General features: G+C 36.6%; 10 protein-coding genes. 2 read left to right on the top strand and 8 right to left on the bottom strand.

Annotation, left to right across the window (positions count from 1 at the left end; translation table 11 throughout):
• Positions 1-3: 3 nt before the first annotated feature.
• From E2K98_RS08975 to E2K98_RS08955, 6 genes are all read right to left on the bottom strand, one after another.
• Positions 4-2,883 (bottom strand): CDP-glycerol glycerophosphotransferase family protein, encoded by a 2,880-nt coding sequence (locus E2K98_RS08975; RefSeq protein ID WP_133333915.1) that lies wholly within the window; start codon positions 2,881-2,883, stop codon positions 4-6.
• A gap of 106 nt (positions 2,884-2,989) precedes the next feature.
• Positions 2,990-6,085 (bottom strand): CDP-glycerol glycerophosphotransferase family protein, encoded by a 3,096-nt coding sequence (locus E2K98_RS08970; protein ID WP_165976225.1) that lies wholly within the window; start codon positions 6,083-6,085, stop codon positions 2,990-2,992.
• 497 nt (positions 6,086-6,582) lie between these two features.
• Complete coding sequence (locus E2K98_RS08965) at positions 6,583-7,299, bottom strand: polysaccharide deacetylase family protein (protein ID WP_133333913.1); 717 nt, start codon at positions 7,297-7,299, stop codon at positions 6,583-6,585.
• 108 nt (positions 7,300-7,407) lie between these two features.
• Positions 7,408-7,542: a hypothetical protein gene (locus tag E2K98_RS32010; protein WP_268884055.1), complete on the bottom strand. Its 135-nt coding sequence runs from the start codon at positions 7,540-7,542 to the stop codon at positions 7,408-7,410.
• Between the two features lie 221 nt (positions 7,543-7,763).
• On the bottom strand, positions 7,764-8,774 hold the full coding sequence (gene galE, locus E2K98_RS08960; protein ID WP_133333912.1) for a UDP-glucose 4-epimerase GalE: 1,011 nt from the start codon (positions 8,772-8,774) through the stop codon (positions 7,764-7,766).
• 525 nt (positions 8,775-9,299) lie between these two features.
• Positions 9,300-15,869, bottom strand: coding sequence for a lamin tail domain-containing protein (locus E2K98_RS08955; protein WP_235824768.1), 6,570 nt, complete (start codon positions 15,867-15,869; stop codon positions 9,300-9,302).
• Between the two features lie 225 nt (positions 15,870-16,094).
• Here E2K98_RS08955 and E2K98_RS08950 point away from each other — a divergent pair, with 225 nt between their 5' ends.
• On the top strand, positions 16,095-17,303 hold the full coding sequence (locus tag E2K98_RS08950; protein WP_235824767.1) for a HupE/UreJ family protein: 1,209 nt from the start codon (positions 16,095-16,097) through the stop codon (positions 17,301-17,303).
• A gap of 121 nt (positions 17,304-17,424) precedes the next feature.
• Here E2K98_RS08950 and E2K98_RS08945 read toward each other — a convergent pair whose 3' ends face one another.
• Complete coding sequence (locus tag E2K98_RS08945) at positions 17,425-21,552, bottom strand: bifunctional 2',3'-cyclic-nucleotide 2'-phosphodiesterase/3'-nucleotidase (protein ID WP_133333911.1); 4,128 nt, start codon at positions 21,550-21,552, stop codon at positions 17,425-17,427.
• Between the two features lie 292 nt (positions 21,553-21,844).
• Between E2K98_RS08945 and tagU the strand changes: the two genes are divergently transcribed.
• Positions 21,845-22,774 (top strand): polyisoprenyl-teichoic acid--peptidoglycan teichoic acid transferase TagU, encoded by a 930-nt coding sequence (gene tagU / locus E2K98_RS08940; RefSeq protein WP_133333910.1) that lies wholly within the window; start codon positions 21,845-21,847, stop codon positions 22,772-22,774.
• A 42-nt stretch (positions 22,775-22,816) separates the two neighbouring features.
• Here the strand turns inward: tagU and E2K98_RS08935 are convergent, their stop codons facing one another.
• Complete coding sequence (locus E2K98_RS08935; RefSeq protein WP_133333909.1) at positions 22,817-25,228, bottom strand: S8 family serine peptidase; 2,412 nt, start codon at positions 25,226-25,228, stop codon at positions 22,817-22,819.
• Positions 25,229-25,279 lie beyond the last annotated feature (51 nt).

Below are 25,279 nucleotides of genomic sequence, written 5' to 3'. Positions count from 1 at the left end.
TTCTTATATTTCCTTAAAGACTGCTTCTATGGTACGTTTTGATGCTTGACCATCTTCCCATTCACAAAATGTCTCTCTAAATTTATCGTATCTTTCCTGATATTCTTCTTTAACTTCACTAATATTTTCAATTGCCTCAAATAAACCTTCTTGATTCGTGACAATTGGGCCAGGAGCTTCTTTACTAAAATTGAAGTAAAATCCCCGGACTTGAGAGCCATAGCGTTTTAAATCATAGGCAAAAAATATCATTGGCCTACTCAAATTAGCAAAATCAAACATTACGGAAGAGTAATCAGTGATCAACAAATCTGTAATTAGGTATAGCTCTGAAATATCATCATAGCTGGAAACATTGTAAACAAAATTTTCAAAGCCAAGAAGCTTTATCCGGCTCGCATCAAAATAGTGTAATCTAGCGAGAAGAACATACCCCTCTGCAAATTTTTCTTTGAAAGCTTTTAAATCAAATTTAAATTCATATGCCTTATGCTGATTTCCATTTTGATGTTCGTAGTCTCTCCATGTAGGAGCATATAATATGACCTTTTTATCTCTTGGAATATTCAATACTTCTTTAATTTTCTCTGCTTTCTTTCCTAAATTTCCTTTGTAGAAAATATCATTTCGGGGATACCCGACAGGCAGCATTTGTTTCTTATATTTATAGGCCCTTTTTAAAATGTCTGCAGTGTATTGATTAGGACCAATCAGATAATCCCATCTTTTAATTCGTTTTAATAACTCAGGGGAAGTATTCTCCGCATAAGCAATTGACTTAGGGTCAACATCAAATCCTAATTTCTTTAATGGAGTGCCATGCCAAGTTTGCAAGTGAACAGTTCCTTTACGTTTCACATAAAAATCAGGAAAATTTCCGTTGTTAACAAAATATTTACTAATGGCCATATAGTAATAATACTTGAAAGAACGAGGCCTTACTAAGATTGGATTTCCTGGCACATCGAATTTTAAGTTATTAAGAACCCAAATGGCTTTAAAATTGCGATGCTCAGCAAGCATTTCTTCATAAATTGCTTTCGGGTTATCAGAATAGCTTTTACCATAAAAACTTTGGAAAATTACAGCCTTCCGATTCACCGGCAGCAGTTTGTTGCAAAGACGGTAGAAACGAAGTCCCCATTTAGATAAACGTTCACGATTTTTTTTGGTTTGTTTTAATTGATCTTCTAATGATAAAACTACTTTTTCTGGGGTAATATTTACCGTAAAAGAGGCACTGCCGTCTTCAAAAAAGATCTCGCAATAAATCAAATCAAAATTTATGTCTTTCAGTAACTCATCTGCCTTTTCCCTTAATCCTACTGTAGTTAGGTCTGTTGAGAGTGAGAATTGAAATTCATATTTTGCTTTCTCTGTTTTCTTCAATTCCCATATAACAGGAAGATTGTATTTTCTGCCATACGGTCCTTTGAAGATTATATGCCCCTTGTGAGTAGCTGAAAGATCCTCATTTGGGTTTTGGATATGCAATTTTCCATTAATTAACAATTTACCATTTTGGATTTCAGCCTTTTCAATCGTTTTTGAACTAATATAATCGCGGGAAAGAATGGATACTTCATCATACAATGTATAGTAGGGCTTTATGGCAATAATATTGCCATTTGAGTTCGTTATACGATGCTGGGGAAACGTAATAAATTTTTGTTTATTAACAATTCCATCTAAACGTGTTACAAGTCGATACTGTTTATTTTCTATTTGAAGATAAAGATCCCATATTCCCGGACTAAAAAGTTCACTCGTATCCATAAGACTTTTTAAATCTATAGTTAGATGAAAAGAAGACAAGTTCGTTTCTATCTGAAGAAGATAGAACTCGTCCGAAGAACGTCTTTTAACCACAATTTGGGCTTTTTCTAAAGAATGTTTTGTTTCATTTGTGGTAATCATTCTTCCATGAAGGGTAATCTCGCCTTGCTCTGAATATATCGTATCTACTTCTGCATGCACTTCTTCCTTTATTAATAAAACCTCAATTACTTTACTTCCTTTTTCTTCTTTAAATACGATATTTTTTATTCCTTCTGAAGTTTGGATGGGCGTAGTTTTATTAAAAACGGCAAACAAAGGCTTCATAATTGGCAAAGTGATTATTTGATTGCTAAATTCATAACGGATGAACATTTTTGCTGTGATTCCATCTTTTAATCCATATGTATGGTTTCGAAAGTCCAAATCAAGCGAAAAACCCGCCCAATCGTAATTGGAGTGGGTTTGACCATAAAGGTTTGAAATATCATCACGAATAACATCATTCAAGGGAATGACTATATCTTCTTCCTCAGCACCAAAACGAAGAATAAGCCTTTTCTGAACAGCTTTTAGATCCCTTACTTTCCAAGAAGGTTCTAATAAATACCCATTTATCCTTAGAATTCCGTTCCCTTCCAGAACAAAAGATTCTGTTTTTAATATTGGCTCACTGTCAACACATTTAAAAGATAACATTCTTTTAACAGTCGCATAGGCTAAAAAATTTTTATTTAAATCCTTTATGTAAAAAGGGGGAGCTTCTATAAAATCCGTATATTTATTTTGAATACGAATCTTTTTAACTTTCCCCTCTTTTTCAATTTGTAAATAGGCATCCCAAATACCATTCGTTATAAAGTCTTTTTGCCGATTCACTAGAATTTCAAATTGTAATTGAAGGTCATCTCCTTTCGTACTGTTTGGGAACTTTAGTGACTCTTTCGATTTCCTATTAATTAAATAAAGGAACTTTGCTCCTTTACTATATGCTTCATCTGAAAAATCCAATTTTATTAAAATGGATATACGATCATTTTGATACTTCACATTACTTAATGAGCATACAGTCCGTTTGATTGTACCTCTAAGTCGGTTTAAAACCATTAAGTTGCACCTCACATAAATTTAATCAAGCCGTTACCTCAAATAAAATAGGGGGCAATTACTTTATCAATCCTTTTAAATGCCCCCTAATTTACCATTAAAATAACTAATGGTTTTTTCCTCCAACGTTTGTTCCAAATATTCTATCGACTAAACGTTCTGATGCGAATCCATCCTCTAACTTACAATATTTATTATAAAAATCAAGATATTTATTTTTGTATTGCTTCTGAATGCTCTCTATATATTGTATAGCGGCAATTAACTCATCACTCGTTTTTAATAGTGGCCCTGGGGCTTCTTTTTCAAAATCCATATAAAATCCGCGTAATTGGTCACGATATATTTCTAAATCGTATGTGTAAAATAAAATCGGCCTTTTTGTATTGGCAAAATCAAACATAACAGATGAATAGTCTGTTATTAGTATATCTGTTATCAAATAAAGTTCCTGAATATCCGGATAAGAAGATACATTAAAAATAAAATCTTTGTATTCCTCAGGAATAACCACTTTATTTTTAACAACGACATGCATTCTCAGAAGCAATATATAATTATTTCCTAACTTTTCCTTCATTTGCTCAAAATCAAAATTGATATCAAATTTAAAATTATTGGTACCGTCTGTCTGATTATCTCTAAATGTTGGTGCATACAAAATGACTTTTTTACCTTCTGGAAGCTTAAGGCTGTTCCGGACTTTCTTAGCAATGGCTTGATTGTTTTTCCAGTAAAATAAATCATTTCGAGGATAACCAATTTCTAGTATTTCTCCGTTATAACGAAAAGCACTTTTAAATGCTTTTGTTGCATAAGGACTTGGTGAAATTAAATAATCCCAATTCTTAACAGCCCCGGATACACGTTCCACATAATCATCCGTCCTGCCTTGAACATTTTCAATATCATTCAGCATCTTTTTTAGAGGAGTACCGTGCCATGTTTGTATATAAGTAGTACCCTTTCTTTTTTGAATATAGGTAGGGAAATTTTGGTTATTGACCCAATATCTAGCTCTAGCAAGATAATAATAATATTTAATACTTAATCTCTTTACATATATTGTGTTCGGGTCATTAAACCGTTTCTGCTGATTGTATACCCATACTTTTTTATACTTAAGGCCTCTGCGTACAATTTCCTCATAAATATAGCGAGGGCTATCTGCATATTGTTTGCCTAAACCACTTTCAAATAAAATTAATTTCTGATTCACTGGAAGCATTGTTTTTGCCAGTTTATAAAAAGTCTTCATAAGAGGAAAATAATATCTACTTTTTCTAAATCTCCTATAAAAAGCTTTAATTACTTCACTTTTCATTACAGATGAATATAGTGGTTTTTTACGAATATTAAGCGTTTTTTCATAAATTCTCTTGCTAGAATTTTGGTCATGATATTTTAAAAATTTTGCTGCACGTTTTTTATTTTCAGGTTTCATTTCAAAATTGGTTTGCGCATAGTTTTCAACGCTACTAAGGACATCTTCAATTTGATACACAATATCCCCTGGAAGGTCATTATCTAAATCAAGATGGGATGGAAATTTTCCAATAAAACGGTCACGATCAAATTGATAATAAATAATCGGTTTATGCAGGAAACTCATATCAAATGCAACGCTGGAATAGTCAGTAATCATCATGGCACTTTCTTTTAATAAATGTTGTACATCCACCTCTCCTTGACTAACAATTTTGACCGGAGCGTCCTTAAAAAAGGGAGTAAACCTCTGCATATTGGGATGCAAACAAAAAACTATCTCAAAATCATATTTTTTTGCGTACTCATGAAGCGCCGGATGGTTAACCAAGTCACGATAACGTTCGAAATATTCACTTTCCAGGAATTTTTCATCGGTAACAATCCATTCCCGCCACGTTGGGATAATTAATAATTGCCGCTTAGTTTTTACATCTTTTTGAAAAAGACTATCAAATCTTGATAAACCTGTAACAGCTACATCGGCAGGATGATAACCGAAGTCTTGAACAATATAGCTTTTTTCATAGTCTGAACTAACAATAAATAAATCAGTGTAAAAGTTAGGAGAAGTAACCCCATAATTGGCTACCATGTTTTTTGTCCCCATTACTCCATGCTGTAAAAAGACCTTTTTGGCCTTGACAATCTTTTTAAAGTTTTCGGTTCTTAACGGGTAAAGATAATCAGCATGATGAGATCCAATAACTCTTCGGGCCATTATGGTATGCCAGATATGTTCTTTTGAACCATAAAACAATATATTTCCAAGGTCCTTTACATTCTCTAATTCAGGAGAATCCTTTTCAATTACATAATAAACATTTCGTTCCGGGTGCTTTATCCGCATATATTTAAAAAAGTGATATCCCGTATCCTGAGCTTTATAAGGGCGTTCTCCTACAATCCAAATATCCCGATAATTGTTTAGAAATCTTAGGAACAATGCCCATTTCATCATTCGTAATAAATAGTTAAGAGTATCCTTTTCGAACATATTTATTTGAATAGAAAGATTCACATATTTAAATGTAAAATACGGTGTGACAATATACATAAAATCTCCATCGTGGGCATAAGCAGGTTTAGAATATCGTTTTGCCCTAATTGTAGGGGATCCTATTCTCACCACTTTATTTTCAGAACTATTATTTAAATTAAGATTTAAATAGAAATCATATATATCCACATCTAAAGGTTTACCGTTTAGTAATGAATTAAAATTAATTGTCGCCTGATATTGATAAATGTTATTTCCGTATGATTGAATAGTCTTTTCATGGTTAAAATCAATTTCAATAGGTATTTCTACCTTGATTCCTGTTTCACGCCCCTGTAACAAAATAGAAGCTTCCTTAATATGTGAAACCTGTATTGTAACTTTTCCACTAATAAAAAATTGATTTTTGCTGGATTTTATTTTTTCAATTTTTACCTTCAGCTTGCCGTTTACTTCTTTATCAAATGCTACGGAAATAAAATTGTTTTTAGTAAGATAAATAATTCCTGATTTTTGTCCTAATTTAAATCCATCTAACCCCTTAAATTGAGTTTTTTCAAATTTTCCCATACGAATGAAGTACTCTAAAATAATATTGCCGTCATGATTTTGAATCGTTTTAGCAGTGGATTGAATCTTATTATATTGACTTTCAGTTAACACCGATTTTGGAACTTGCACTAAAATGAAAAATTTATATACATCTTCCTGAATCAATTCCTCGTAAATTGTTAAATCTGTTTCAAAAGAGAAGGTTGAAGACAGATTAGTTTCAGCTATTTTAAATTTTGATTCCTCGTTATCAGATATAAGCCAAAGTTCTTTTGCCTTGAATTGCTTATTTAATTCACCATTTATGTATAGCTTTTGATTTTCTTGCTGAATTATTAATTGTTTTTTTAACCGATATTTATTTGAATTCGTTAAAAATCGTTTCAATTTTCTTAGCGTTTGTAATATCATCTTTTATTGATCACCCTACTATAATTGTTTTTTACCTTAATTTATGGTCATTAATCTTTGACAAATTCTATGAGTTAAAAGGTCTGCTATCCAGATTATTTGTATATCTTTTTTCCACACTCCTAGAATTCGACAAGTTTCTTATTAGATTTTAACAATTTATAGCTATTATGTATAGAAAATGAATAAATGATAAATAAAAAGGCTAATCCTCTATTGTTAGCCTTTTTGCAGTCAATATTTTAACCTATCTAGAACCTCCGGTCACCCCAGAAATTCATCACAATATGATGTTTCGGATTATAAACCTGTAAGGTATAGCCCTTTTTTCGAAGATAATCTATAATGATAGGAAGTTGTTGTGCCGTACCTTTTGAATCGTGAAACAGGATGACAATCGGACCTTTTTTCCCCACGAGTCCTGATTTTACCCTTGAAGTGATCGTGCCAGGATTTGTTCTATTATACTTCCAATCTAGCGTATCAATATTCCAATCCCACATTTTAAATCCTTTATTGGCTAAAGCATCTCGGAACGGCTGTGTCATATAGGGCTTGCTTCCATAGGGAACTCTTGTAAGATGGCTATTAAAATGGGCAACCTTAAGTAGTGTCTGTCTTGTCTTTTCCATTTCAATGGCAACATTTTTAGAACTGCCGCGATAAAGTTTGGTTATACTATGGGAAACACTATGCAGCCCCGGATAATTGCCTTCTTTAATGATGCGTTTTACGGTTTTAGGGTTCCGTTTAATATTTCCTTCAATCATAAAGAAAGTGGCATGTGCTTTTTTCCTTTTTAAAATATCAAGAATCTTTGGAGTATACTGATTGGGTCCATCATCAAAGGTTAGGTAGACAACCTTACTAGAACGATGCTCGGCTGCATATGAAACAGAATCAGTAAAAAACCCCGTACTTAATATCAGTAGCATAGCAAACAGCACAGTTGCAGACTTTTTAACCATGGTCCTTCCCCCCTAATGAGTCATATACTCCTATTTTTATGTTCTTGATTCCACTATTAGCAGTGCCTGCTTGCCCGTTTTTAAAAGAAATACTAGGACTCGTTCCATTTACTTATTATTGGAACCAACAGTGGCTGTTAATTCTGCCGCACTTGCGCTTTGAGCTGGCAGCATTAAAGCAGCAATCATGAAAATGGCTAAAATTCTTTTTAAAATCGTGAACCCATCAACCTTACCCATCATTTCAATAGTCTAAAAACACTATGATTATATCAAAAATATCCATATGTTAAGATATTATACTTAGATTTATTCCAATCCGTAAAAGAACTTAATTTTAGACCCTTCTTGAAAACGACAAAAAAAAGGGTGCCCCAAATCAATCAATTTGGAACACCCTACATTTAATTTAGTTGAATAAATTTAACTAAATTAAATTATCTATTCTATAAATGAATAAAACATCATTCATACCCATTCGGATTTTTCGATTGCCAATTCCACGTATCTCGACACATTTCTTTTAAGTCTTTTTCTGCTGCCCAACCAAGTACTTTTTCTGCTTTTTCAGGATTGGCATAACAAACCCCAATATCTCCTGGACGTCGTTCAACTATTGAATATGGAATCTCTTGGGCAGTAACTTCTTTAAAAGTATTCACGATATCTAGAACACTGTATCCGGTCCCTGTACCTAAATTGAAGGTTTCGATTCCTTCATTGTGATCTAAGTATTGTAGAGCCTTCAAATGACCCTTTACAAGATCAACCACATGGATATAATCTCTGACCCCTGTGCCATCGTGCGTTTCATAATCATTACCGAATACGGAAAGCCTTTCTCTTTTTCCTACTGCAACCTGTGAAATATATGGCATTAAATTATTCGGAATCCCACTTGGGTTTTCTCCAATTCTACCGCTCTCATGTGCACCGATCGGGTTAAAGTAACGCAATAAAGCAATTCTCCAGGTAGAATCAGAAACATTTAAATCCCTTAGAATCTCTTCGATCATTAATTTAGTCCGTCCATATGGGTTGGTTGCATTCAAACGAGCAGATTCATCGATTGGTACACTCTCTGGGTCCCCATAGACTGTGGCTGAAGAGCTAAAAACTAGTTTCTTCACATTATGTTTGGCCATTGTTTCACATAAATTAATTGTGCCGACTATATTATTATTGTAATACTTTAATGGAATTTCGACTGATTCTCCAACAGCCTTTAACCCAGCAAAATGCATAACTGCATCAAAATTGTACTGGCTAAATAGACGATCTAGAGCATCGCGATCCAAAATGTCAACTTCACAAAAAGGAAAATCTCTTCCTGTCAGTTCTTTAATACGATTGATTGATTCCCTTTGACTGTTTGACAAATTGTCCAGAATTACAATATCGTATCCATTTTCCAAAAGTTCAACAGCAGCGTGACTTCCTATATATCCCGCTCCTCCAGTAACTAAAATCGTCATAAAAAACACCTCACTATAAAAAATAACGACCCTCAAAATTAAATATTCATAAAAAGGATCCATTTATCCATTAAATTCAAATTACTATTATAATTTTAACCTTTATAGATTTAGTATAGCAATTATCTTTTTCATTTACCTGAATTTTACTAACAAAAAAACAAAGAAATGCCCAATGGACACCCTTTGCTTATCTGTACAGGTAGGACGTGTAACTCAATCCATTATAAGTATAATAAACCTTTATAATACTATTATAGGTAAAGTTCGTGACTGACTTTTTCGGATAAAAGTAAAAGGTTTCACTTTATCTCTCCAGCTTACATCATTCGAGTCACCTATTATTTTAGCACTATTTTCCACGTAAGTCACACTAGTATTCTCATAATTATTACAATTAAGGTGAATTATTCTCAAAAGAATGCCCTCTAAAAATCGAGGGCATTCTCTTTTAAGCTATTATTTCTTGACAGTTTAAGGAACTTACATTTTCTACTAATTCTTTTGTATTCACCTTTATTAAATCTACTTTCCTTGGTTCCCTTTCGGTACAGTAACAGTTGCAGTTGTTCTAGTACTATTACCTGCTTTGTCCTTTGCCAGATAGGTGATCGTATAAACTCTACCCTCACCAGTACCGTTTCTTTCAGAGCGCAATTTAAATTCTGTATCTGAAGTTCCATAGTTCGCGTCCTGAATGTCGTCCTCGGTTGCATTCTTTTCGTTAACTATAATCGATTCCAGTACAACAGAATCAATTCCAGATAACGCATCCGAATACTCCAAATTCACCTTAATATTTTCTAATTTATTATTTGGTACAGATAGAATTGGCTTATCTACTGCAACCTTCAGCACAGGCGCCGTTTGGTCAACGATAAAGTTAACCGTTGTGACGTTCCCCGCCTGGTCAGTTACAGTTAATGTATAGGTTCCATCCTCGGAAACAACAACTCCTGAAGGAACGGACTTCCCATTTAATAAACCACCTTGCTCATTAAATTCAATAGCCACATCATGATTGTACAGACCCTGGTCTTTTACACCAGTGACTACAGGAGCTGTTTTATCAATCGTAAAGTGAACGGTTGTTTCATTCCCTGCTTTGTCCCTTACTACCAATGTGTAAGTTCCTTCTTCACTAACCTTTGTTCCACTATCAAAGGCTTCCCCATTTAATGTTGCTGTACCCTTATTAAAGGTAATTGTCACGTTCTTATTGTAGTAACTATTATCTGCAACACCTGTTACAGTTGGAGCTGTTTGATCAATCGTGAAGTTCACAACTGTATCATTCTTGGCATCATCCGTTACCACCAAGGTGTAATCTCCCTCAGCCGAAACCGTTGTGCCGCTTGTAAAATCCTTACCATTTAATGTTGCGGTTCCATCATCAAAGCTAATGGTTAAATCACGATTATAGTATCCATCCTCAACTCCACTAACCTTAGGGGCTGTTTTATCAATCGTGAAATCAACAGTTGTTTTGTTTCCTACTTCGTCCGTTACAACTAATGTGTATTTTCCTTCTTCACTAACAACGGTGCCGCCTTCAAATGCTATCCCATTTAATGTCGCGGTTCCTTCATTAAACGTAATCATCACATCTTGATTATAAAGCCCCTTGTCCTTAACTCCTGTTACTTTTGGAGCTGTTTGATCAATGGTAAAAATAACGGTGGTTGCATTTCCATATTCATCCGTTACTACAAGTGTGTAGGATCCATCTTCAGAAACTTTTGCACCATTAACAAAATCCTTGCCATTTAATGTAGCCGTTCCTTTATCGAAAGAAATGGTTACATCATGATTGTAAGAATGATTGTTTTCTACACCCGTTACCTCAGGAGCTTTTGCTAGTGTACCAATTAATTCTTTCGTATCACGAACACGAATCCGGTCACCTTCCGCAAACTTACCTGAAAGTCCGACTGCTTCCAATGTATCTCCTTTATGAAGAACCGGAACCGGACCGCTTTGGTTCACAATATATCCATCCGTAAATACTAATACATCACCAGAGCCATCGTTGATTACATATGAATTCTCATCGTATTGTTTTACAACTTTACCTGTTACCTTCACAAGAAGTCCTTGGTTTTCAGCTGAAGTTGCATCACCTGTTGAAACTACTTTTGGTTCAATCGGTGTACCTTTGCCAATTTTAATAACATCCATTGCATAGCTATTAAACTCGAACTCTTTGTTATTTTCATAGGTTTTAAGGTGACCGTAAATACGAACTTTGTCCCCTGCTTTTAATGTCTCGTCTGGCGTTTCTTTAAATGCCATGATTCCGCCAGTTTCATCTTGAACATAGAACGCATCGAAGAATACGCCGGCGCCGGTTGTTACCGTTCCTTCAATTACTGCTTCTTGATCGTCATCTAATTTTCTTACATCGGCAATCTTCGTAACCTTAATATCGCGATGTGCAAGCCAGTTCACAGCGTTGAGTGCTAACTCATTATTTCCTTTTGGCTCATATGACTCATCCATTTGCTTATCGTTAAAGAAGTTCATACCAGTGACAACCACACGACCCTTGTTATCGCCGATTTCATCAGAAGCGATTAATGGAATCTGCGATCCGCCTGTGCTGTCAGAAACAGCATCATACGTATTGCCACCCTTAATATTACCTTGATAAGTGGTTTCATTACCTTTTGCAAGAATTGTAACATTGCCGGTTTGAGTTAACGGCTGATTATCTGGGCCTGACAAGCTTGTACCGCTGTAGTAATCAACAAACGATACTCGGTCCGTAATATAATTAGAAACAAGACCTGGGTGAACCCTTACAGCCCATGGGCTTACAGCAGGATCAGACCAGAAGTTTCCTGTCTTACTATCATCAAATACTCCGTCGTTACCCATGCGGATTGCTGTACCAATGTCGCTTAGTAAACCATTATTAATAGAGGGGTCAGAGCTATTGTTACTCTTACCAGCCATCAATAATGAACCGCCATTTTTCACAAATTTCGCAACTGCAGCCTGTTCAGCTGCTGTAAGCGCTGTTCTTGGGGCAGTCATTACTAAAACTTTTACATTGCTTAATACATCATCGGTAATTGCTGCTGTATTTTCAGTAACTGTATAGCCTTCTTTTTGAAGCTGTAATGTGAATGCTTTTAAATTGTCTTTATACGAACCGCTGTCACCTGATGTGTTTTCGTTGCCATGTTTCGCATCGATTAACACTTTAATGCCTAGCGGCTGCTTAATTTTTACTGCTAAATGATACTGAACATCCCCAATATCCAGTCCTTCTTTTGATGTTACTACTGCAATAATCTCATGATCTCCTGTTAAAGGATTCGTCCATGTTGTTGATGAATTCGAAGAACCTTTGCTTAAAATGGATGCAATATCATTTGTTCCAATGAAATGACCCTGATCTACTGAATCATAGTAAAAATCCACCTTAAGGTCATTGATTGGCTGTGTACCATTATTGGCAACCGTCGCAGTTAATTTTGAAGGGTTTCCGCCGATCACAACACCGCCGTCGATATCAATACCATTTACTTTTACATCAACCGGTTGTTCTTTTGACCAGATTGGAGCAGAATAAATTCTTTCTCCATCCGCTTGTGTAACTTTTACCACAAACCATTGCTGGCCGCTTGAAACGGTATAAGTTGGATTCCATGTAAAATCTTTTGTCATTGGTGCAATAGAATCCACTACCTTGCCGCCACTTGTAATCAGTTCAACCTTTGCAATTCTATCGTCTGATTTATAAGAGGTTGGGAGGTAGCTGTAATCTGTGCTGTTATGAGCTTCTGCCACAGGGTCGCTTCCTTTGATATCAAACTTTAACGTTTTGCTGTCAACGGTTGAACCCATATAGTAGCCATTTGCTAAAACATCTAAAGTGAAGTTTGGATCTTCTTCCATATACACACGCATATTGCGCATTGAACGCATTAATGAATCCTGGGAAAGATCATCCGCAACGATAACCGTACGTTGGTTTGTTTGACCCCAAGTTCCTTCATGGTTATCCTCACCGTAAGTAGGGGCAACATGCCAACCTAAATCTAGTGCAGAGAAGAACTTAGCTTCAGCATTCGCATAACCATAGTGACCAGAACCATTTCCTACTTCAAGCATTGTAAATAGTCTGTCTACATCTTTATTGTACGGCTTAAAGTTATTGAATGCATTTGCAGACATGTCAGGGTGATTAAATTGACCAACGATATCATCATAGGTCATAACCCATGCATAGTACTGATTTAAATCTTGGTATTGCTTTCCATTAATATTTCGGTCGATAAAATTGTCCGTTCCAAAAATATTTGAATGTCCCCATGTAGTAGAAGTCATTTCAAACGCGGGAAAGACAACATATTCACCATTTTTTGTATATTCCTTTGCAAGGTCTTTCGTCATTTGCCACTGTGTTCCACCTGTACGTTCCTGCATACCTTTGTGGTCAACAGTATCTTTGCCAAGCAGATCAGGATCAATATCATGGGAGTGGTCAGAGAACGCAAACCAATCATAATGGTGGTATTTACCAGCTTTTAACGCATCTTCTGGAGTTCCAGCACCATCATGTGAAATGTTCGTATGGTTATGTGTTGTACCACGGTAGTGATGGCCGCCTGTGAATCGCGGAACGATTTCAAACGTCCATTCTTTTAAGCTTGTATTTCCTTTTGCATCCTTTGCTTCGACTTTCACTGTATGGGTTCCAAGGGCAAGATCTTCACCAGGAGTATATTTAACCTGTGTTTTACTAATCGCTGCATCTGGAGCCGTTATTTCCTTACCATCAAAAGTAAATTTGACGGAAGTTTCATCCACTCCGCTAGGGTCATTAATTAAAACAGAAATTTCAGGTTGAGGAGTTTCAATCTTATCTCCATTTTGTGGAGTTTCACCGCTGAATTCTGGTCCGACTGTGTCCTTAATTACTTTAACAGTATAAGGCTTATCACTTGTACCAGCTGTTTTTACCTGTTCCCCTTCTTTTGCTTCAATATAATACTCAAAGCCATTTTGAGTGATATTTGCTTTATCTAATGTTGCTGTATAGCGGCTTTCACTGCCTTTTGTCATTGGCAAAGCTGTATAACCTGTTTTGCCCGTTTCTCTGTAGTAGACAGTTACAGATTCTGCACCATCAGCATTTGCTTCAAATAATACATTGGTATCTTCATATACTTCTGTCAAAGCTGTATGCGTAATCCCTAAGATTGGAGCAATATCTTTTACATTTCGTGGATAAATTTGATATCCGGAAGTTAATTGTGTTTTATTGGTAGTATATTGACCTAATACACCAGTAACCGTGTAGCTTTTACCTGTTACTAAATCTGTATCAGGAACAATACCTGTTGTACCCATAACCCTTAATGTAGTTGCTTTGTTGTTTTCATCTACAAAGGTTACATTGTAGTTAGGAGGAGTACTTGCAGTTGCAGATACCTTTCCTGTTACCGTTACCAGGCTACCTTCAAGCGGCTCTGCTGTCGCAAAGGTAGTTGAATCAACAATTGACATAACCTTTGGTTCTGGAATTGGCTCACCTTCACTGATTTTTTCAATGGAAGTAGTATCAAATTCTAGAAGTCCGTTGTAAACAATAACCTTACCAGTAACCCTTAATTTATCTCCCTTAGTAACTTTAAAAAGAGTTTCATAGCTTGTGCTAAATATATTGATTCCGCCAGTAGCATCTTGTAAGTAGAAGTTTTGCTTCTGTGTACCAAGAATTTGGTTATCTACAGTTGCGACACCTTCAATTGTAAAGGTCTTATTTAGATTTAGAGGCTGCCCATTGGAATCATAGGATCTCACATCTTTAATGGATGTAACCACGGATGTATCTGCTTTGGTTACGGAAACAGGAACGCTTTCCAGCATTATTCCTTTTGCAGAATTGGTAATCTGTGTTACATAAACAGTGTTCGGAGCGTTACTAATGGTTGCTGTAAAATCTCCTGATGAGCCAGCTTTAATCTCTTGGCTGTTTAATTTTACGCTTGAAGATGCAGTGTTATCTGAATAAACATTAATGTTTGCATTGGCAGAGGCACTGCCTGCGTTTCCGATTAATGTACCAGTTCCATTGGAGACTGTGAAGCTAAGCTTAGTTTGATCCACTGATGCACTTTGTGTTGCAACTTTGACTTCAATTGCCGCACTCTCAGCAAGATCCGTCTGTGTTGAAGCCACAAAAACGGATGCAAGGGCTTTATCAGTTGTAAAGCTAATATTAAAGTTTCCATCTTCCCCTGCGGTAGCTGTCCCAAGAGCCGTTCCTTTGGTTGCGTTTTCATAAACATTAACAGTAGAATTTGGTTCAACTGCATCTGCATTACCTTTTACTGTAATGGATGTGCCGTCTTTTAAAAATTGAATATTATTTCCTTTAGGCTGCAAGCTGATTTGTGGGATCATTGGATCTTCGGTTGGGCTTGCAGTGTTTCTTGGAGCTGCAACTGGCCCTACATAAAAGTCTGCTGCATTATCGTCTGTATCCCATGCATTACCTTTTCCCGTTGCAGGGTCTACGTTTGCATATGGGCGGCGTTGGGCACTTGATGTATTTGAAGTAGCTTTTGTTCCAGCAGAACCTTCAAAACCATTTGTAGAATTCACTCCCACAAAATCAACCGTATCTGCTGGTTTTGCTCCTGTTGCTGCAGTAGTTTTATCTTTAAATAATGCGATTTTAGCACCGGAAGCACCCATTGCTATCCCGCCAGATACATCTGGAGTAGGAATATCAACACCATTTGAACCACCTGCTTCAGCAATCAAATAATAGCCATGCGATCTAATTGTTCCTGATAGCGCAATGACTGCCCATGACGTCCCGCCTGCAGAAGCATATTGGGCAGACCAATTTGTAAGATCTACATCCTTATCGGTAGGATTGTATAATTCAATAAAGTCCTTGTTGTATGGAGCCCCAGCGTTACCTCCCCCACCAAAATATTGGGAAATAACCACATGATCCGCCATATCAGCATGTGCCCTGCTAATCAAACCGCTTGGCAAAAACGTGCTGATTAGGAGTAAAACAGCCAGAAATGAGCTTGTCCAGCGCTTAAAATATTTATTTCTAAAATCCACTTTCTAACCTCCCCTTAATATAATTCTAATACTCTTTAATTCTACAAAATTTTTGGATTTTTAGATATATACTAATCAAAATTATTATATAAATATTTTGTAAATTTTTTATTAATTGTATACAAACGCAGGTAAAATGTGATTATATTAAGGTAATTTGATTTTTTATGATTTTTTGGTACTTTCAGGAAATTATTTTAATATAATAATTTAGGGGGTTTTTATGTGCCTGTTTTTTTTATAAAAAAACGACAAGGTCAGACGTCTACCATATATAGATTTACCCTTGCCATTTTTTTATACGGAGTGTTTATATCTAGTGTTTACCACCCTATGACCGTACAAGCACATGCCTATAGTGCTAGTTATACGCAAATAACAATGGATCAAAATAAAACAGATGTGATTTTTTCCATTGATACCCTATCGATTATGGAATTAATCGAAGGAATTGATAAAAACAAAGACTGGGTTCTTCAACAATCGGAAATTGACCAAGAAAAGCACCATATTGAAGAGCTGCTTACCGAGGGAATAGCCCTGGATAAAGACAACAAGGAACAGACTCCAGAACTAGAAAAGATGAAAATTATCAAAAAATCAAACAAAATATTCCTATCTATTTATCTAAAGTATCCGGGTGTTTCTCCCGGGGAAACCATTAGTTTTAATGACGGATTCTACGCAAACGACCCGGCAACCAATTATGTAAATTTAATTTCTGCAAATTATCAGGGAGAAACAAGTGAAGCGGCATTACAAGGGGATAACCGGACTTGGACAATGCTGTTAACCGAGGTTCAGAAGGAGCAGCAATCCGATAGTGGACAAGCGGTACAAGATCAAATCCAGAAAAAAACAACACCAACGGCGCATGCCCTGCCCACAACCTCAACCTGGTTTTCTTTTTTCAAGCTAGGGATGATGCATATTTTAACCGGTTACGATCATTTATTATTTCTGCTTGCCTTATTATTAAGGAAGCAAACCTTTAAACAATACGCAGCCATTGTGACCTCATTCACACTTGCACATAGTATTACGCTAACACTTTCGGTGTTAGGGGTGGTTACCCTTCCTTTAAGGTTTGTTGAAGCGGTGATTGCTTTTAGTATTTGTTATGTAGCAGCTGAGAATATTTTTAGAAAAGAAATCCGTTACCGCTGGACGATTACTTTTTTATTTGGCTTAATTCATGGACTCGGCTTTGCAACTCTTTTACGGGAAATGGCGATTCCTAAAAAGGACCTTGCTGTTGCCTTAGTGAATTTTAATCTGGGGATTGAAGCCGTTCAATTAACTATTGTTCTCTTGCTGCTACCGCTTTTAACTTATTTGTTCAAGCAGAAGATTTCGGAGAAAATTGTTCGTTATAGCTCAATAGTGATTGTGGGTTTAGGTTTCATCTGGCTAGTGCAAAGGTTGTTTTTTTAAAATACTTATAAAAAAGGTCCCTGAAGAAATATTCTTTAGGGACCTTTCTTCATATTATAGTGATCAACTTTAAAAGTATTCTCTATCGTTTCTTTTTGTTATTTTTATTTTCTCTACCATATTAACGATGAGAAACAGGATGTGCTTTTTCACTAACAATTACAGTAGTAGCCTCACTTCTGTTACCCGCGCCATCTGTTGCAACTACTTTAAGGACATTTCCTTTTGTTTGAGCAGATTTTAATGCTACTGAATATTTCCCATCTTGCCCAGTCGTTGCACTGCCAAGAACTCCTTTATTACTGGAAACAGTGATAATAGATCCTGCTTCGGCTGTTCCGGTTATCTTTTTATCAGCATTCTCTACATCATCTACAACCGGTTTATTAGGAGGAGTTACATCTTTAACGATAACTGATGTTCCTGCACTTACATTTAATGCCTTATCAGTTGCAGTTACGAGCAACTCAGATCCAGCCTTTTGGACCGGAATGTTTACTGTATAGCATCCATTATCTGTTGCAACAGCAGAACCAATTACCGTTCCATTTGCTTTAACCTCAACTTTTGCACCAGCTTCAGTCGTACCTGTTACTTTTGTTGATTGATCATTCACTTCATTCACATCTGGAGCATTTGGAGCTACAGTATCTAGCATAATTCTTCCTTCAATTTTTGCACTAACTGGCTGTGGCAATGATTTAAAATAGTCAACAAACGCATCTAAATCAACCTTATTGGTTACACGGTTTTTACCAGACTTTAGGATAGTAAATCCGTCTCCGCCGTCTGCCATGAAGTTATTCACAGTGATTGTGTATTCTCCTGCAGGATTAATTTTTGATCCATTTGGCAGATAGATATCAAGGACTTTTTGTCCATACGGTAATTTGTCAGACCAAGTGTAACGTAGTCCTGAGATTGCCATAATTTTATTATAGCTTGGCGGTGCTTGGAATTGTTGATTTAATAAAGTTCTTACTTGGTCTCCAGTAATGGTCATAGTGACTAAATCATTACCGAATGGCTGAACTTTAAATAAATCCCCCCACGTAATCGTTCCTTTTGGAAGCGGGTTACGAATTCCACCAGAATTCATGAATCCAAAATCAGTACCAGTCGTTGCTTTCATTCCGTCTGCAATAAGGTTACCTAGTGCAGACTCTCCACTTTCATTTGCAGTGTTACTTATAACATCTGCTGTTTCACCAACCACTTGACCTGTAATTGGTTTGATATCTTCTTGATAGCCATCAAGCTCCGCTTTGATGTGCGCATCAGGAGTAATCTTGCTGTGAAGTGTGTCAACTACTTCTGCCTTTTCAAACACAATATCTTGTGTGATCGGATCAATGGTTAAATCAATATCCGAAAAAGCCGTTCCATAAGACCAGGATTGGACTAAAAGCTTTCCACTTACTGTAGTGTTTAAATATTTATGGTCGTGTGCACCATAAATCACATCCACGGAAGGGTCAATATCTTTTGCCATATCGACAACTTTCCCAGTTGCATTTGAGCCATCTGTATTAGATGTACCAGGATCATGGGCAAGAACTACAATGGTTTTAACTCCTTGAATTGTTAATTCTTTTGCATATTTATTAATAGCTTCTACTTCATCCGTAAATTTGACACCTGATACACCACTAGGAGTTACGATCGTTGGTGTTTCAGTCGTGACAACGCCAATAAATCCAATCTTAACGCCATCCACTTCCTTTAATACATATGGAGGTAAAATAGGTTCATTTGTCTTTTCATCCACCACGTTTGCAACTACATAGTCCATCGTTGAACCAGTAAACTTGCCATACTTTTCTTCATATTTCTCTGTTTTAGGATTGCTGCCGCCATAGATTAAACGCTTCATTTCAGCAACGCCCTCATCAAATTCATGGTTACCGATTGTACCTACATCAAAGCCAAGTTCATTCATAAAACGAATGGTAGGCTCGTCTTGTAATAGAGCAGACACTGGAGGGCTTGCCCCAACAAGGTCACCGGCTTGAAGCATTAGGGTATTAGCAGGATTAGTAGCTTCTCTTTGTTTCAAATAAGCTGCTAGATATTCTATACCGCCTGAGTAATCTACCACTTTTCCAGTTGAATCTTTGATTGTTCTCCAAGTATCAAGCTGGCCATGGAAGTCGTTGATACCTAATAATTGAACATGAACGTTTTGATCCAGAGCGAACTGTTCAAAGCCAGAACCATCGGGATTAGCTCCAATGTCTTTAATATTTTGTGACGCAGCAGCAAATGGCTTAGCATCTGGTGATGAATTAAAGACGAGCTTGGCAACACCGCCAACAGGAGCGAACTTCCAATTGTTATCGGCCGAAGGATTCACTGTTCCTTGGTTTGCAATATAGTTAATTAATACCTGGCGGCTTTCATCTGGTGAATCGACCACTACTTTTCCAATTCCACCCTTAAGACCCGGGAAGTTCCCCCCGCCACCAGCACGGTAGTTATTTGTTGCAACAATAAATTTTTGATCATCCTTCACTGGAGAACCGTCTGGCATCGTTAATTTTTTAATCCGGTGAGAATCAGAGTTAATAAGATTACCATCTTTGTCGTATCTAGGTTTTTGCGTAATATCAATTTGATACTTAACACCATCAATGACATCAAAATTATAGGATGGGAAGATATCATTTACGATATTTTGCGGTTCCGTTTTATTAGGATCGACAGTATTAAACTGCCCTGCAGACATTTCAAGCCATTCTCGTACTGTTTCACCAGTTACTTCTACTGCTTTCAAAGTATTGGGATAGAGATATAAGTCATTGGCACTTTTAATTGAGAGTTCGCCTACTGGAATATTCGTATAGTAGGAAGGGCCGCTTCTGCCTCCGGCTTTAAACGGTGCACCAGCAGATAAGACAGGAATATCTGCTAATTCCGGGTTTTTAGAAGCAATCCACTTTTTAACATAATCTGTTTGCGCATTGTTAACGATTTGGATAGTCGGATCATCTTGCACTTGAGCAAAAAAGCTGTACATCGGAGCAGAGGTAGTGCCGATTTTCCCACGCACATACTCAAGAGTTCCTTCGTGAACATCTTTTACAGCTTCAACGATTTCTTGATCAGGCCCATCAACGGTGGCTACTTTTGTTTTGTCTGCAAGGGTTTTCGTAAGCGGTCTTAATGCAGCCTTAGAGTTTGTTACTGTCCATTTCCCGTCTACTTTTTGTAAATCAAGGTCCATAACCCCTAGGTTATTACCCCAGAATCCAGCTTCCATTGCCGGAACATTATTAATATGTCCATTTACATTATCAATTGTGTCGTTATTGTTAAATTGAGCGTCGCCAGGGAAGTTTACATGCGCATGCCCGAAAAGAAGAGCATCAATTCCTGCTACCTTGGCTAAACCATATACAGCATTTTCAGCTTTTTCTTGATCAGCTTGTGAAACATCACAACCGGAGTGGGCAATCGCAACAATAATATCAGCGCCATCCGCCTTCATTTTTGGGATAAATTCCTGAGCAGTCTTTACGATATCCTTTGCAATGACATTGCCTTCGAGATTATCTTTATCCCATTGCATAATCTGCGGAGGAGCAAAACCAATGACACCCACTTTGATGGTTTGTTCTTCCCCGTTCTGGTCCTTAACCACTTTGTTAATAATTTTATAAGGAGTAAAGTAGTTTTGATCGTTTGTCGGATCACTATCATGATCGTCTTCGTAAATGTTAGCGTTTACAAAATTGTAAGGGACATGTTTCAATGCAGTATTTAAGAAATCTAAACCATAATTAAATTCATGGTTTCCAGGAATACCAGCATCGTAATTTAGTAGAGACATAGCTTTGAAAACAGGGTGGACTTCGTCCGCTGTTAATTTCTTAACCTTAGCCACATAATCAGCCATTGGATTTCCCTGAAGCAAGTCTCCTGCGTCAAATAACATGGAGTTTTGTGCATATGTAGGACTAGTTTGATCGTCAGGATTTATTTTTTCTGCTCTTGCTGCTTTGATTAACTGTGCTGTACGGTCCAGTCCATACTCAATTGTAGGCGCATCTTTGTAGTAATCATAATCCATTACATTGTCATGCAAATCTGTAGTTTCTAGGAAACGTAGTTTTACTGTACTCTCAGAAATTCCTGCTGCTTTAGCTGAGTGTGGAAAAATATTCAATGGAACCATTGTAAGAGCAAGTGCAGTTGCTAGAGAACTGTTTAACAGCCGTCTCTTCATGTTTCTTTTTATCTTTCTCTTCACACATCTTCCGCCCTTCGACATAAAATTTTGTATTGCAAGATTATTCTACTAGGATTTTTGGTAGATTAATAGGGTTTATTTCTATTTTTACAAAAGTTTTACTGAAGATTAATTTGAGAAAATAAAAGTAGCACAAGCGATAAGTTGAGGTTATGACCGGTATTATTAAAAAAAAGATTCCAACATATCCAAACAGGTCTTTCTACATCTTTTTCAAATATTTGTATGAAAATTCGCCAAAATCTGCTATTCTATTATTTGTGCTTTAATATAAAATATTGGAGGTTTAATGATGCGAGCTACTGAAAAGAAGAAGAAAAGAAGATGGCTCCGCGTTACTGGAATTGTCTTAGTCTTGCTTTTATTTGGAATTGGTGCTTATGCATTTTCTGTATATAAATCATTAACGAATGCGGTTGAAACGATGCATCAGCCAATAGATCGAACGAAATCAGATAAACGTGCTGAACAAGTCTCACTAACAAATAAACAACCCTTTAGCGTGCTTATGTTAGGGGTCGACCAACGAAAAGGCGATAAAGGTCGTTCTGATACTATAATTGTATTAGCAGTTAATCCAAATAACAAATCAGTAGAAATGCTAAGTATCCCGCGTGATACTCGGACTGAAATTGTCGGTCATGGTACAGTGGATAAAATCAACCATGCATATGCATTTGGTAATGAAGAAATGTCGATGAATACAGTTGAAAACTTCTTAGATATTCCAATTGATTATTATGTGAAGGTAAACATGGAAGGGTTCAAAGATATTGTTGATGCTGTAGGTGGTATAACAGTTAATAATGATATAGACTTTACTCAGGATGGGTATCGTTTCTCTAAGGGGCAAGTAACATTAGATGGTAAAAAAGCACTTGCTTTTACTAGAATGCGACATGAAGACCCACGAGGAGATTTTGGCCGCCAGTTACGTCAGCGTGAAATCATACAAGGTGTTCTAAGAGAAGGTGCAAGCCTCTCCTCGCTTACAAAATACCAAAGCATTTTTTCCGCGCTTGGAAATAATGTACGAACCAATCTGACCTTTGATCAAATAAAGGATATTCAAAAGAATTACCGGGCTGCTGCCAATAATGTTCAACAAATGAGCATTAAAGGAAACGGTTCTATGATTAATCATATTTACTATTACATTGTTCCGGATGCTGAAAAACAAAGAATTCAAAATGAATTAAAAGCACAATTGGAATTAAAATAGATACAAAAGACGAGGGCTCCTTTTCTAGAGACCCTCGTTTTTTTATTCGATATGAATGTTCCCTGTAAAGAATTTGGATAAACCGTAGTTGTCCAAAATTGTGATTTTATATTGATAATCTCCAATACTCACAAGCTGATTGCTGATATCAGTTCCATCCCATTGGAACGATTGGTCCCCAGAGTTTTCAACCAAATTATTTTTGATAGATTTGATCAATGTTTCCCCTTGAGTAACCTCAATCGTTACTTTTCCCCCTTTGCTTAACGTATAAGCGATGGGCAACTTGCCTTGCAATGTTGAATAAACTTCCTTTTCCGACTGTATGATTGGAACTCGCCAATCCTGTAAATTAAACCATTTGCTTTGGATAGTTATAGAATTGCCCGCCAAATCCTTTGCCATAATAAGATAGCGGTACTTCCCTTCCATTACAAATTGTTTTTTAGCATCTTGTCCATTCCAACTAATAGCCGCAGCTTTTAACCGCTTATTCAATAGTTCCTTTATGATTGTCCCTTTTTCATTCGTGACAAAGACACTAGTTTTTGCGATTTCCGACATTTGTAGATTTATCGTACTTTTGTTTTTCGTATCCATTTTAAACGGACTCGAAGCTAATGTGATTTTTCCAGAAGGACGAACCGTGTCCACCTTGATTGGAACTGTTTTCGTTTTTCCTTTTTTATTATGGATATCAATCAAGGACAGAACCAGCCTATAGGTAGAATCCTTAACCTTTTGTCCTTTTGTATTTTTTCCATCCCAGACAATCGAATATTTTCCAGCAGTCAATGATTTATTTACAAATATTTTCTTAATAGTCTTACCAGCTGGGTCCGTTACGATAGCAGAAACCTTTGCTTTTTGCGTTAACTGGTAAGGGATTTTAATCGTTTTACTTACTTTAGGAGAAAACGGATATTCTCCTGAAACCAAAATGGCAGCATAGGTATGGTTAATGACCTTCATCATTCCAGTCTTAGAGATGGAAGCTCGACTATTCGATGCATTCATCACCACTTTATAAGTACCGGTGGGAACAAATTTTCCATTAAGCGATTTCCCATTCCAAAATGCTGAAACTTTTCCAGAAGAGATTTTATTTTTTAATATAGAATTGATTGTTTTTCCACTTGAATCTTTAATCGAGATTGTAAGCTTAACTTGACCAGGCAACTTCAAAGAAAAAGCAGCTTTGTTTTTTCCCGTCATCGTATAAGTTTTAGGAGTATTAATTGTCGCAGTTGATGAAGGCGTATTCCTAACAGCTTTGTATGCATCAATCCTGCCATACCCATAGTAGTCATCTCGGCCTTTTCTTCCTAAATCAATCGTTGATCGTTTCAAGACGCTTTCAACCTGATTAGGACTTAAAAACGGATTTTTAGAAAGAACAAGTGCAGCAACTCCTGATACAATTGGAGCCGCCATCGATGTACCAGATAAGTTTGCGTAGGAACTACCATTAATAGATGAATAAATGTTACTCCCTGGAGCAGTGAAGTCAATAAAACTTCCTTTATTTGAATAATACGCTCTATGATCAGAGCTATCAGTAGCACCCACCCCATCAACAGCCTTAAATGCTGCAGGATACGTCTTTGTAAAAGTACCATCATTTCCAGCAGCGGCTACAAGGATAACACCTTTAGATTTTGCATAGTTTGTATAATAGTCTAAGAGAGCACTGTAATTCGGACTTCCCAAGCTCATATTGATAACGTCTGCATGGTGGTCTACCGCGTATTTAATCCCTAGGGCAACAGCGTAATCACTTGCTTCATCCCCATTAAACACATTAATCGGCATAATTTTTACATTAGGAGCGATCCCCGCAATCCCTGAATTATTGAAGCTCGCTGCAATAATTCCGGCAACATGTGTTGCATGTTCATGGGGAGTATAACGGGACCCTCCCGATACGGCATTATACGGACTGACGATTTTCCCTTTCAGTTCAGGATGGTCCTGCTGCACCCCATCATCAATCACAGCGACGGTTATATGGGGCGATCCTTTTGTAATGTCCCATGCTTTAGGCATTTGAATTTTATTTAAGTACCATTGTTTTTGAAAGTTTGGTTCTTGCGGAATATATGTACTTTTCACCTTGTAGTTTGGCTCTGCCCAAATAATCTGTTTTTTTCCTAATAATATTTGGGCCATTTTAGTTAAATCTGTACCTTTAGGAACTTTGACAAAAGAAAAGTCGCTCTCCTCCAAATGGGCATCTTCTGTTACATTTATACCTTTTAGAATTGTGTTTCTTTCTGTTTTAGAAAGGTGCGGATTAAATTTTACGATTAGTTCTTGGTCATTAAACTCTTTTGGTTTTACATTCATATCAAATGATAGAGCCTTGGAATTGATATTTACTACATCAGCAGAGACAGATGATGTCATAAAAGACAGACTTAAAAGTAAAAAGCCAAATGACCATAAATATCTCACTATTTATCCCCCTTTATCTATTACTTATAGCTATCATTCTATCATTTTAAT

It is taken from the genome of Bacillus salipaludis (assembly GCF_004358205.1).
Note: the sequence above shows the minus strand (reverse complement) of the source record. Positions and strands in the feature narration are given on the sequence as shown.

What these genes read in the sequence shown, in the direction of transcription:
- E2K98_RS32010 (WP_268884055.1), bottom strand. Translation starts at nt 7,542, where the DNA reads ATGATGGGTAAGGTTGATGGGTTCACGATTTTAAAAAGAATTTTAGCC.
- E2K98_RS08965 (WP_133333913.1), bottom strand. Translation starts at nt 7,299, where the DNA reads ATGGTTAAAAAGTCTGCAACTGTGCTGTTTGCTATGCTACTGATATTA.
- galE (WP_133333912.1), bottom strand. Translation starts at nt 8,774, where the DNA reads ATGACGATTTTAGTTACTGGAGGAGCGGGATATATAGGAAGTCACGCT.
- tagU (WP_133333910.1), top strand. Translation starts at nt 21,845, where the DNA reads ATGCGAGCTACTGAAAAGAAGAAGAAAAGAAGATGGCTCCGCGTTACT.
- E2K98_RS08975 (WP_133333915.1), bottom strand. Translation starts at nt 2,883, where the DNA reads ATGGTTTTAAACCGACTTAGAGGTACAATCAAACGGACTGTATGCTCA.